Source organism: Alphaproteobacteria bacterium, assembly GCA_040218575.1.
Classification (GTDB): domain Bacteria; phylum Pseudomonadota; class Alphaproteobacteria; order JAVJRE01; family JAVJRE01; genus JAVJRE01.
The window spans coordinates 437,774-450,067 of record JAVJRE010000002.1; the positions used below are offsets into that span (position 1 = coordinate 437,774).

The window sequence follows — 12,294 nt, forward strand, 5'->3', positions numbered from 1 at the left end:
ACATCAAGCGAGCGGCGCCACCCGGCGCAGCCGCGCCAGAAGCAGGATCAGGCCGGTCATGATCGCCGTTAGTACCACCAGCGCCAGCGTAAACCCGCCGCTGGCGTCGAACATGATACCCAGGGAGAGCGGCCCCAGAACGCCGCCGATCTCTGCCGCCGCAAAGAAAAGGCCGCCCGCGGTGCCGGCGCGGCGTGACTGCACCTCCGGCTGTTCCACCAGGATCAGCATGGCCACCGCCATCAACGTGCCATAGCCGACACCCTGCAGCACCAGACCCGGCAAAAGGAACGGCAGATCGCTGGATTGCAGCAATACGCTGGATGTGACAGCGCACAACAGCAACCCCAGCATGACCAGATAGCGGCGGCGCGGTGTAGCCAACCGCGGCACAAGCACCGCCGCCACGATACCGACACCGACCGGTATGGCGGCCCAGAACCCGGCAACAGTCACGGTCATGCCACCGAGACGTAGAATCTCCGGCAGCCAGTTATTGAGACCGTGATTGAAGAAGAAGATACCGATGCTCATGACCAACACGATGCGCACCGCAGGCACCCGTAGCAGCTCGACAAAGACCTGACGTTGCGGCTGGCGCTCCTGACGATTGAGCCGCGCCTCGCTGGCACGGGCCGAGGGGTGAGCACTGATCGCCAGCCAGGCCGTACTGGCCAGCGCGACAAATGTGGCATAGGCCAGCAGAACCAGCCGCCAGTCACCGCCCAACAGCGGCATGGCGACGCTGTTGGTCGCCGTCAGAGCGACGATGGCGCCAAGCGCCGGGCCCGTCACATAGAGCCCCATGGCCAGGCCGCGCTGGCGGCTGGCAAACCAGACAGCGACCAGCTTCGGCGCGCCAATGCTGATAAGCGGACCGCCGATACCGAACAGGGCCACCGCCAGAAACAGCGTCAGGTGCCCACCGGCCACCGCCCGAAGGGCACCGGACGCGGCGATGATCAAGGTCGCCGCCAGCAGCGCACGACGCGGCCCGATGCGGTCCAGGGCCACGCCTGCGGGAATGGCGGCGGCGATATAGACCAGTTGCCAGGCCCCCAGAACACTGCCCATGGCCGAGCCGGACAGAACAAGGTCCGCCCGAATTTCAGAGACCAGAGGCGGCAATGCGGCCGATGTCAGGCCAAAGCAGAAATAGACCAGCCACGCGCCCAGCAGGATGACCCATCTGTAGGGATCTTCCCCGTCCATTGCCGGCTGTGTGGCCGCGGTTGTCATGGATGTCGCTATCCTGCTGGTGTCCAGAGGCCCCTACCGAGGGTGCGGAGGCCTGTCCAGAGGCCGCGCCGGCAGTTGCGCCCCAGACAGGGCATCACGCACACTTGGCGACGGTCGCGCCATTCGATGCCCGCACCGGCCACCGGACACTCCGACTCGTCACAGAAACCCACCACTGCGATCCACCACGCGAAAGGACATGCCATGAGCCACACGGCCGATCCGGCGCCACGAATTACAATCAACCCCGATACACTGTCGCCGCCGACCGGCGCCCCTGACACGCCTTTCTATAGCTGGGTGTGCAAACGCGGGAACATGATCTTCCTTGCCGGCATGTCTCCCTACACCAAGGACAAAAAACTGGCCGACGGCGATCTGGGAGACCATACCCGACAGGCCTTTCGCAATATGCAGGCGGCCCTTGCCAGCGTCGACGCCAAAATGAGCGACGTCTGTTCCATGACCCTCTATGTCCACGAGACAGACCTGCAAAAGGACGTCTATCCCAAAGTCAATCCGGTTTGCTACGAGTTCTTCGGCGACGCGCCACCTGCCCGCATGGTCATGGGCGGGATCGCCCTGCCGCGCCCGACCGAAAAGATCATGATCTCTGCCATCGCCTGCCTCGGCTAGACCGACGGCTCACTTAGGGGACGATTATGGAACCACGCGTTTCGATGAAGTGGAAAAGCAACTGGTGGCCGGCGCCGGTGACTCTGATCACCGTCGGCGCCGACAAGCCGGGATTTCGCAAGCCCAATATCTGGGCCGTCGGCGTTCTGGGTGGTCCGGCCGACGATCCGCCGATCCTGACGATCAGCCCGCGCAAAATCATGTACTCCTATAAACTGATGCAGGAGGTTCCGCAGTTCGTCGTCAATTTCCCGACGCCGGAAATGCTGCGCCAGATGGAGTTTGTCGGCACCCACTCCGGCATCGAAGCCGACAAGTGGAAGAACTGTGGCTTTACGCCCATTCCCGGCAAAGTGGTGGACGTGCCCCTGATCGCCGAATGTCCGGTCAATATCGAGTGCGTGATTGATCGCGAAATCGAGCTAACCAAGGAGGATGGCACCGACAGCGATTTTGTCCTGGTCGTCGGCCGTATTGTCCAGGTTCATGCGCACGAACGCTGTGTCGTCAATGGCACCATTCAGTGGGATCTGGTGGATACCATTATCCGGTCGCGGCCCATGACCTGGCGCACAGTTGGCCCTGTCATTGGCTATGACGCGCGCAAAGACCCGCTGCCGAAACCGGAGGAGGCGGCAGAGATCGTCAATTCGCGAGTCAAGGGATACGAGAAGCTGGCCGATATCATCCGGGCCACGCCGACGCAAACCCAGGTGCGAACCGACCCCGGTTACAAGAAAGACTGACCATGGCGACATGGCGGATCGGCGATCACGTCACGGTCAACGACCGCATGCAGCGGAACTACACCTACCGGATCGAAGCACCGTCAGGACGGTGTTTTGATCCGGGTTTCCGGCCCTTCGCATCGCCAAAGCGCTTGCTCGCCCTTGGCGTATTTGAGGGTAGATACCTCAGTGACTGCCGAGGCGAGTTTCCGCGTTCATGGTTCGACACGGCGCGGCTGGCCGACCCGCCTGATCCGACCATAAACTGCTTTGGCGTAAAGAGCCGACAGTCCCTCGCCCATTGGCGGGAAAAGGGTTGGATCATGGGTCCGGACCCGCGTGGCTGGTTCCAGTGGTTCTGCCGCTACTGGCAAGGTCGCCGGCTGGAGCGGATCGACCAGGCGCAAATCCGCCGCTGGCGCGCTTTTGCCCGTCACAGCGCTCAGATACGGGCGAACTGTCAACCGCATGATCTGGCCTGCCGGCCGCGCCAGCGACAAGCGCTTCTCCAGTGGTCACACGATCCCTTTATCTGACCGCATCCTGACCACGCCCCTGACCACGCAAGACAACAAAGAGACGACCGTCATGACCGTCATGTTGAATACACCGGATGATTTCAATCTGGAGACCGTACGCCGCGTCGCCTGGCAGGGAGAACCGGTTTCCTTCGGGCCGGACGCCATTGCCACCATGACCAGGGCCCGTGCCGCATTTCTCAACCTGTTGGAAAAAGAGCCCGGCCTGCACATATACGGTGTGACAACATGGTATGGCGACGGCGCCAGCAAGATTCTGAGCCGCGAGGACCAGCAGAAGCTGGCAAAGAATCCGTCCACGATTATCAGCACCGGCATGGGTCCACACCTGCCGGCGCGGGCGGTGCGGGCCATGATCTTCACCCGCATGATTAACTATGTGGCGGGGCGCACCGGGATCAGCCTGACTTCAGCGAAGCGCATCTGCGCCATGCTGGATGGTCGCCCGCTCCCCGAAATGCCGGTGATGGGGCAGGATTCCCCCGGTGAACTTCTTCAACTTCTCAGCCTGTTCCACACCGTGCGCGATGACCAATGCGAGGTGCGCGACCAGAATGGGATGAGCAACGGGTCAGGCTGCGCGCCGGGCCTGCTGGCCGACACGGCGCTGCGGGCACGACGACTGGCGCGGTTGATGACGCGCGTATTCGCTCTCTCGATCGATGCAGCCGGCCTGAACATGGACCCGTGGGACCCCGCCCTGAAACCATTGATTGTGGACCGCCATGAGCAGGAAGCCATTGATCTTCTGAATGCCAGCCTGGCCGGCATTGAAACGACCGGCCGCCGGACATGGCAGCCGCCGATCTCATGGCGCATCCTGACCCGCATGATCGGCCATGTCTTGCGAACGGTCGGTCACGCCGAAGAGATGGCGAAGACAGCTCTGCTGGCCGTCAACGACAATCCGACCTTCTTCTACGCAGAGGAATCGCCACCCAACGGCCGGGTTGTCTCCACTGGCGGCTTTCATGTGCCCTATGCCTATCACTCGATGAATGGTCTGAGTGCTGCCTGGGCCGAAATGTGTGTCCTGGCCGCGCGCGAAAGTGCCCAACTGCACAAGCACAGCGTGACCGGCCTGCCGGAGAACCTGTGGGTCGGCGGCACCCGCTTCTCAACACGGCAGATGATCGTTCCGGCCCATGACATTGCCAGCCGGGCCCGCGCCTTCGCGATCCCTGCCCTGATTCCGCTACATGGCGGGAGCGACGGCCAGACCGATACCGCCATGCCACTGTTCGAAGCCTATGAAAAGGAAACCAAGGCCGGCGAACACCTGGGATTGTGCATGGCCATCCTTGCGGCATCGGCCAGTCAGGCCCTGCATGTGGCGGGTCGTGAACCGGCCCCGCCGTTGCGACCATTCCTGGCGGAAGTACGCGACCACTTCCCGCCCGTAACCAGCGCACGCAATCTGGGCGCCGATACGGAAAGACTGGCCGTCGGCTTCAGCGACGCCATCGTGAACAAATCAGATGATTTCGGCTTTTCCGCCTGAACGGACACGCCATAGCTATACGAGGACATCATGACCGTAGTTCTGAACGAAACGACTGACTTCAATCTGGACACCCTGCGCCGCGTTGCCTGGCAGGGCGAGGCCGTGCAGTTCGGTGAAGATGCGCGGGCCCGCATGCGCACCGCACGCAAGCGATTCCTCAACATGGTCGAAACAGTGCCCGGTCTGCACATCTATGGCGTGACCACAGGGTTCGGCGACGGCGCCGCAACCATCCTGAGCAAGGAAGACCAGGCAAAGCTGGCCAAGGCCCCCAACTTCGTGAAGAACACCGGCGTCGGCGAGACCATGCCGGCGCGGGCCATCCGCGCCATGATCTTTACGCGCCTGATCAACTACGTATCAGGCTATGCCGCCATCAGCATGGAAACAGCCCAGGCCGTGGCCGATATGCTCGATGGCCGACCACTGCCCGATGTCAGGGTTGCAGGGATGGACTCCGCCGGCGAAGTGCTGCAGCTCATCACACTCTATGCCCACCTGATGGGCGATATGAGCCAGGCGCGCGATCAGAACGCACTGCGCAACGGCACAGGCTGTGCGCCCGGTCTGCTTGGCGACACCGCGCTCAGGGCCCGACGCCGAACGAAGATCGCCGGGGCCGTCCATGCCCTGTCGATCGATGCCGCCAGCCTGAACATGGACCCATGGGACCGGGCGCTGAAACCGCTGATCGCCGATCCCCATGAAGGCGAGGCGATCGACCTGCTGAACGGCTATCTCGACGGCATGGAGATGAAGGGGCGGCGATCCTGGCAACCGCCCATCTCCTGGCGCATCCTGACCCGCATGCTGGGGCATATGCTGCGGACCGTAGCGCAGCTGGAGCAGCATGCGGCCATGGCGCTGAGCGCCATAAACGATAATCCGGTCTATCTGGACGAAGAGCAGTCACCACCGCACGGCCGGGTCATTTCCAGCGGCGGCTTTCATGTGCCCTACGCCTATCACCCGATGAACTGGATGACGGCGACATGGGCCGACATGGCTGTCATCACAGCGCGCGAGACCGAGCAGATTCATAAGAAATCGGTGACCGGCCTGCCTGATCGTCTGTGGGTCGATGGCAAGCGCTACTCCACCGCCTTTCTGGCCGTCTCCGGCTACGACCTGGCGCGGCGCGCGGCGGAGCACGCAGCGCCCGCGTTGATTCCCCTGTACTCCGGCAGCGACGGCCAGACCGATACGGTCATGCCGCTGTTCAGTGCCTATGAGAAGGAAATGAAGGCGGCGCGCTGCTATGACCTGTGCCTCGCCATGCTGGCCGCATCGTCTAGCCAGGCTCTGACCGTCGCCGGACGGGAGCCGGCCCCTGCCCTGCGGCCGATTCTGGCGGATATCCGCAAGGCGTTTCCACCGGTCACGGACGCGCGCAATCTGGGGGCCGATACGGAGCGACTGGCCGATGCCTTCAGTGCCGCCATCCTGGGGGAGCGTCAGGGGTTTGGCCTGACCGACTAGCCTGACCGACTAGCCTGGCCAATTTGCCTGGCCAATTTGAAAGCGCCACGCCTGTCAGTTGCCTGGCTTGACCTATATGTAAGTATTTGCTTACTGTAAGGACCCGACCAGACGACTGCCACAGGAGAGTGCCATGACCGTACACCATCAGGTGCGCTTCCCCAACGAATCGGACGGGTACAGGAGTGCCAGAAACAAGCTGCTGGACCTGGAGCGAGAATTGCGCGCCAAAGTGGCGGAGGTGGCAGCGGTACGGCGCCAACTGCCGGCCGGCGGCGAAGTGCCTCAGGACTATGTGTTCGCAACGGCAACTGGCCCAGTGCCGCTGAGCCGGCTTTTTCAGACAGGGCAGGACACCCTGCTGCTGTACAGCCTGATGTACAAGCCGGGCGGAACACCCTGCCCCATGTGCACAGCGTTCCTGGATAGCCTGAATGGCAGTGCCCGGGCCCTCACACAACGTATTTCCCTGGCCGTGGCGGCGCGCGCCACGCCAGCCGAGCTGGCAGACCTGGCCAGGCGGCGGGCCTGGACCCACCTGCGCCTGCTGTCATCCGACGGAACGACCTACAACACAGACTATAATGCGGAGTCCGCCAGCGGCGACCAGTGGCCGATCCTCAACGTCTTTCGCAAGGACAGTGGCAGCATTCGCCACGTTTGGGCCAGTGAGCTGTTCTACACGACAGCAGAGGCCGGCCAGCACGCGCGGCACATCGACCAGCTCTGGCCACTGTGGAACGCACTGGACCTGACGCCGGCAGGACGCGGTGACAATTGGTATCCTGACGTGTCCTGATGTCGCTGCCGCGTCCGGTCAGGCTATTCGGCGGCGGACGGTTGCGGCCTGTCCGGCGCCACTGGAGTGCGCCCTTCCGCCACCGGCCTTGTCCGGCGCGACGGGCTCCCCGCGATATACAGAACCGTAGCGCCCACAATGGCGGACATCAGCGAGCCGCCGAGGACACCGATACGCACGCCGGGAGCGTATTGCGCAGCATCAAATGACAAGGTGCCGATAAACAGGCTCATGGTGAAGCCAATGCCGGCAAGGCAAGCCAGTCCATAGACCTGCAGCCAGCTTGTGTTGGGAATGGGACGGCAAATGCCAGAACGAACCGATAGCCAGACGGCGCCAAAGACGCCGATCTGCTTACCAAAAAAGAGGCCAAGGGCGATGGCCAGTGGCAGCGGCTGCAGCAAGGCGCCCAACGTGAACCCCGCCAGAGAAACGCCTGCATTGGCAAAGGCAAACAAAGGCATGACACCGAAGGCCACATAGGGCTGCAGGCCGTGCTCCAGATGTTCCAGAAGATGCTTGCCACGGCGGTCGCGCAGCGGGATGGCCATAGCCAGCGCAACACCGGCAAGGGTAGCGTGAACGCCGCCCTTGAGGACCAGAACCCAAAGCACCAGACCGACGGCGATATAGGGGAATACTCGCCCCACCCCGATGCGGTTCATTACCGCCAGAACGACGCAGGCCCCCCCGGCCCCGGCCAGCGCCATGAATGACAGCTCTGACGTGTAGAAGACGGCAATGATGATGATTGCACCAAGGTCATCAAGGATCGCAACGGCCAGCAGAAACGCCTTCAGCGCCGGCGGCACACGATTGCCCAGCAGAGCCAGCACACCCAGGGCAAAGGCGATATCGGTCGCCGCCGGGATTGCCCAGCCGTTGATCAGGACCGGATCACCGAAGTTGATCGCTGCGTAGATAATGGCGGGCACCGCCATGCCGCCGACAGCGGCAATGCCTGGCAGCATAATCCGGTCACGACTGGATAACTGTCCGACCAGTATCTCCCGCTTGATCTCCATCCCGACAAGGAAGAAGAAGACCGCCATCAGCCCGTCATTGATCCACAGCAGAACCGGCTTCGCCAGCTTGAAGTCGCCTATGGTGATCATCGCCGGCGTTTTGAGCAGCGTCGCATAGAGATGCGAGAAGGACGAATTGTCCAGCACAAGGGCGAATACAGCCGTGGCCATGAGAACGAGGCCGCCTGCCGCCTGTGGATTGATAAATCGCAGCGCGCCCTTCATTCCGATCCGCCGTCCCTTTTCCGCTGAGAATCTTTCATAACCAAATGGCGAACCATCACCACCGTGCCTTCGGGCGGGAGATTAAACAGGGAACCGCCGGGTGGCTATACCGCAGGGAGCCGGTCACGCCGATAGGGAATCCGGCAGGGGCCCAGATCACGCAAGTATCACTGCGTGCGGCCCCTCCTAGAAGTGGTCGTCGCGCACAACCTGGACATCAGACACCAGGACAATACCGGCATAGTTCTCCAGCAGGGGCTGCGCCGCGGCGACGATCCGGCCGGCGGTATCGCCGTCGGTCACCACGATGATCATCACATTGCGGAAGACGTCTGAGACATGGGCTTCGTCCCGCACACCCCGGCGTCCCATGCCGTGAACCTGCGGCACTACGGTATAGCCGGTAGCGCCTTCGGCCTCCACCATCTGCACGATGGCCGCCTGTCTTGCCGCCTCGACGACGATTTCCACTTTCTTCTTGGAATGCAATGGCATCATCTCGATCCCTCGTCCGGCTATCCCGCCAGCCAACTGGCGACACCATGATAGAGCGGAATGCCTATCACCAGGTTGAACGGAAACGTGACGCCAAGTGAAAGCGTCACATAGATTCCAGGATTGGCCGCCGGCAGGGACATCCGCATGGCGGCCGGCACAACGATATAGGAGGCGCTGCCGGCCAGTACTGCGGTCAATGCCATGCCACCGGCCGAGAACCCGGCAGCCCATGCCCCGGCCAATCCGGCGATGGCGCCAACCAGAGGCATGAACAGGCCGAAGGCGACCAATGGCCAACCGATGGCGCGGAAGCTGTCCAGACGGCGCCCGACCAGGAGCCCCATGTCCAAAAGAAAGAAGGCCAGCACCGCCTTGAACGGCACGTCGATCACCGGCTTCATCAGCTCCTGCCCGGCAGCACCCGTCGCCCAACCGATAAGGAGGCTGCCCAGCAGCAGCAGGACACCACCGCTCAGGAAAATCTCGCGCCCGACCGTGGCGGAAAAGATAGGCCGCGCGCCGGGCGAGCCGCCGGCAGCGGCGGAAGTCTGATCGAATGTCTTGGCCAGGAACAATCCGCTGATGATGGCCGGTGTTTCCATGATCGCCAGCATGACCACCAGAATCCCTTCATAGGGAACCCCCTGGCTGGTCAGGAAGGCGGTTGCGGCAACAAATGTAACCACACTGACAGACCCATAGTGAGCAGAAACCGCCGCCGCATTGACAACATCCAGCCGGGTCGTCCCGCGCAGGAGGGCATAAGCGACGAACGGCAGGCCAAAACCCAGAATCAAGGCAAGGGCGGCAGCCGTGAGAGCCGTACCGGCGGATCCTTCGGCCAGATGTGATCCGCCGGAAAAGCCGATGGCGACAATGAGGTAGAGCGACAGACCCTTGCTGACGGCTTCGGGAATAGCCAGATCCGAACGCGCCCAGCCGGCAAAGGTGCCGAGCAGGAAAAACAGGATGATCGGCGACACCAGGTTGCCGAGTACGAGGTCCAGACCGGTCGCCATTGAGCCGCCACACCTTCTCTAATCGATCAACGCCGGGTTGGACCTATCTGGTCCTACCGGCCCGCGAGCATGTCCGCGTAGGGACGTGACATTGACCGCCGCCCCGGATGGTCAAGGCCCCGCCAACTATTCTCCGGGCAACTATTCTCCGGGCAAACGCCGCGCCGGGCCGACGACCGGCGTCTGCGCCGTCGGCGCGGCGGCCGGGCCGCTGTCAGGCATCCCGCCCGGAGTTGCCCCTTCAGGCTCCAGCGCAGCGATCAGGCGACGGCGGCGGCTCAGCGCCCAGCCCCATACAACCACATTGATAGCGGCCGCCACTTGCAACGGCACATGCAGACCGGCCCAGGTCGCGACCAGGCCAAGTGCGAACGAGCCGATGGCCGGGCCGGCATTGAAGATCATGGTGTGCAGGCTGAGCACCCGTCCCCGCATAACAGGGTCCACCGCCATCTGTACCAGCGTTTGCGTGGACGTCCCGCGCATGGTCATAACGACGCCCATGAGAAACATCAGCCCCGTCGCTACCCAGACGTTGGTCGTAAAACCAAAAGCCAGAAGAATCGCGGCCGAAGCCAGGATGCTGCCGACCGCGATATTGACCAGACCGCGCCCGCCACCGCCGCGCCAGGCCAGCCATATGCCCGAGACCACAGCGCCAAGCCCGCCCGCAGCCATGAGTTGGCCAAGCTGCTCTGGCCCGCCCATGAACACCTGCCCCACGTAGGCCGCGATCATTTCCGTCAGTGGCCGGAATAACAGGGCCAGAGAAAGGCCAATGAGAAGCATGGGACCAATCCCGGCGTGGCGGGCGGCATAGCGATAGCCCGCCGCCATGTCGCCAAAGAACCCGGCCGCCGACCGGACGGGCACCTCCTGCGCTGGCAACTGCATATAGAACAGCGCCACCAGCATGGGCAGGAAGGACAGGGCATTGAGGGCGAAGGCACCATCGCTGCCGAAAGCAGCGATGACAAAGCCGGCGATGGCCGGACCGATAACGCGGCCGGTATTGAAGATGACAGATGTCAGGGCAACGGCGCTGGACAGGTGCTCGCGGCGCACCAGTGAATTGATCAAGGACTGACGTGTCGGATGATTGAAGCCCATGATGACGCCGAGAACGACCGTAAAGCCGATCAGCAAACCGATGTTGATGAGCCCCGTATAGGTCAGCAGCGCCAGGACCAGCGCCTGAACCAACATCAGAGATTGCAGCAGAATGAGCATGCGGCGGCGGTTGAGGCGGTCGGCGAGCACACCGGCGAACGGGCTGGACAAAACCGCCGGCAACAGATCGGCCAGGACGACGATTCCCAGCCACTTGGGATCTTTGGTCAGCTCCCAGGCGAGCCAGGCCACCGCCGCCTTCTGCAACCATGTGCCGATGAGCGAAATCGACGAACCATAGGTGTAAAGCCGGAAGTTGGGATTGGAGAAGGCCTGGCCAATGCCGCCTAGGTTGATCATGAAACCCCTGTCATGCCGAGGGACCAGCTGTGGTGCCGTCCGTAGCGACCGATATTAACTGACGGAGTCAGACCGTGGCAGCCATCTGTAGCGCCTGATATCATTGCACAATTGGCCTGCCACCGCGAGCGATACTAGAATCGTTTTGATGTGTTTCTGTTGGGAAGGGCCGATCAGATTCCGGTTGTTGGTCAGCGAGATCATCTGCGCCACTGGATATTTTTCTGACTTGAGCTTTCCCTACGTCGAGTAATCGTCGATGAGCTGATTCGGCTTTGCAAATTGCTCGAGGTCTTGCTCGTCGGTGATTGCGACCCGGTTGCCACTAACCTGTACGCCATATGGCTGAAGGACCTTGAACGCACGGCTGAGGTTTTCGGGCGTCATCCCGAGGAACGATGCAAGTAGGCGTTTCTCGAAGGGTAGGTCAAACTCAGCTCCTCCGCCTGCGTGCCTTTGTTGCCGCAATAGGTAATTCGCCAGTCGCTCGTGCGAGGTGCGAAGCTTGAGGTCCTTCGTGTTCTTGACAACGGACCGGTAGCATTGGGCCAGTTCCGTCACGATGGCACGGGCGAAATTGGCATCCTTGTCGAAGATCCGCCGTACATCCTGACTGGGTACAAGTGCGATGCGACTTTTCTCAAGCGTTCGCGCCGACATGAGGTATGGCGCGCCCTTGATCGTGGCAGCGAGGATAAAGGTTGAAACAGGGTGCACGGTTGCCATGCTGGTCTCTCGTCCGTTCCAAGACGAGTAGAGTTCTACGGATCCCGACAGCACGACATGCAGGAAATCGCTCGGGTCGCCCTCTTCGATCAGGTCGATTTGGGGCGGGAAGTTCTGAACGTAGACACCACGCAGCAGTCCGCGGAAGTTCTCTTCCGCCATGTCGGCAAAAAGATGTAGCGCCCGGATGTCCGGGAATTCCGACTCGGGCATGCTGAAATACACCTAGTGTTCTTCACTTGACGACTATCTCTAAAGAGCTTGATATTTGTCAAGTGGACGATTGATCGGCGACAGTTTCGCTCTTAACGTTGCACCAAATCCCGCGTAACATTTTTATGTAAGTCATTTATTTAGCTACGTTTTCTACGTTTTCTCCGAAATCGTGACTTAGATCAAGTCAGACG

12 protein-coding genes are annotated in these 12,294 nt (G+C 61.9%); 6 read left to right on the top strand and 6 right to left on the bottom strand.

The features are described 5' to 3' along the window. Positions 1 to 3: 3 nt before the first annotated feature. Positions 4 to 1,239, bottom strand: coding sequence for an MFS transporter (locus RIE31_03635; protein ID MEQ8639691.1), 1,236 nt, complete (start codon positions 1,237 to 1,239; stop codon positions 4 to 6). Between the two features lie 204 nt (positions 1,240 to 1,443). Between RIE31_03635 and RIE31_03640 the strand changes: the two genes are divergently transcribed. The 6 genes from RIE31_03640 (at position 1,444) to RIE31_03665 (ending at position 6,924) form a co-directional block, all read left to right on the top strand. After that, on the top strand, positions 1,444 to 1,875 hold the full coding sequence (locus tag RIE31_03640; protein MEQ8639692.1) for a RidA family protein: 432 nt from the start codon (positions 1,444 to 1,446) through the stop codon (positions 1,873 to 1,875). 26 nt (positions 1,876 to 1,901) lie between these two features. Then, on the top strand, positions 1,902 to 2,621 hold the full coding sequence (locus tag RIE31_03645; protein MEQ8639693.1) for a flavin reductase family protein: 720 nt from the start codon (positions 1,902 to 1,904) through the stop codon (positions 2,619 to 2,621). Between the two features lie 2 nt (positions 2,622 to 2,623). Continuing rightward, positions 2,624 to 3,139, top strand: coding sequence for a hypothetical protein (locus RIE31_03650; GenBank protein MEQ8639694.1), 516 nt, complete (start codon positions 2,624 to 2,626; stop codon positions 3,137 to 3,139). A gap of 52 nt (positions 3,140 to 3,191) precedes the next feature. Continuing rightward, positions 3,192 to 4,643 (top strand): aromatic amino acid lyase, encoded by a 1,452-nt coding sequence (locus RIE31_03655; GenBank protein ID MEQ8639695.1) that lies wholly within the window; start codon positions 3,192 to 3,194, stop codon positions 4,641 to 4,643. A gap of 30 nt (positions 4,644 to 4,673) precedes the next feature. Further along, a complete protein-coding gene (locus RIE31_03660) occupies positions 4,674 to 6,125 on the top strand; it encodes an aromatic amino acid lyase (GenBank protein MEQ8639696.1) in 1,452 nt (483 codons plus the stop codon). A gap of 133 nt (positions 6,126 to 6,258) precedes the next feature. Further along, positions 6,259 to 6,924 (top strand): DUF899 family protein, encoded by a 666-nt coding sequence (locus tag RIE31_03665; GenBank protein MEQ8639697.1) that lies wholly within the window; start codon positions 6,259 to 6,261, stop codon positions 6,922 to 6,924. 23 nt (positions 6,925 to 6,947) lie between these two features. Here the strand turns inward: RIE31_03665 and nhaA are convergent, their stop codons facing one another. The 5 genes from nhaA to RIE31_03690 form a co-directional block, all read right to left on the bottom strand. Further along, entirely contained in the window at positions 6,948 to 8,174 is a 1,227-nt protein-coding gene (gene nhaA / locus RIE31_03670) for a Na+/H+ antiporter NhaA (protein ID MEQ8639698.1), read from the bottom strand. A 186-nt stretch (positions 8,175 to 8,360) separates the two neighbouring features. After that, on the bottom strand, positions 8,361 to 8,672 hold the full coding sequence (locus tag RIE31_03675; GenBank protein ID MEQ8639699.1) for a DUF190 domain-containing protein: 312 nt from the start codon (positions 8,670 to 8,672) through the stop codon (positions 8,361 to 8,363). A gap of 17 nt (positions 8,673 to 8,689) precedes the next feature. Beyond that, positions 8,690 to 9,691, bottom strand: a complete 1,002-nt coding sequence (locus tag RIE31_03680; protein ID MEQ8639700.1) for a sodium-dependent bicarbonate transport family permease — start codon at positions 9,689 to 9,691, stop codon at positions 8,690 to 8,692. Between the two features lie 141 nt (positions 9,692 to 9,832). After that, positions 9,833 to 11,161 carry an MFS transporter gene (locus RIE31_03685; GenBank protein MEQ8639701.1) on the bottom strand — a complete coding sequence of 443 codons (1,329 nt, stop codon included), beginning with the start codon at positions 11,159 to 11,161 and terminating at the stop codon, positions 9,833 to 9,835. 240 nt (positions 11,162 to 11,401) lie between these two features. Beyond that, a complete protein-coding gene (locus RIE31_03690) occupies positions 11,402 to 12,100 on the bottom strand; it encodes a helix-turn-helix domain-containing protein (protein ID MEQ8639702.1) in 699 nt (232 codons plus the stop codon). Positions 12,101 to 12,294 lie beyond the last annotated feature (194 nt).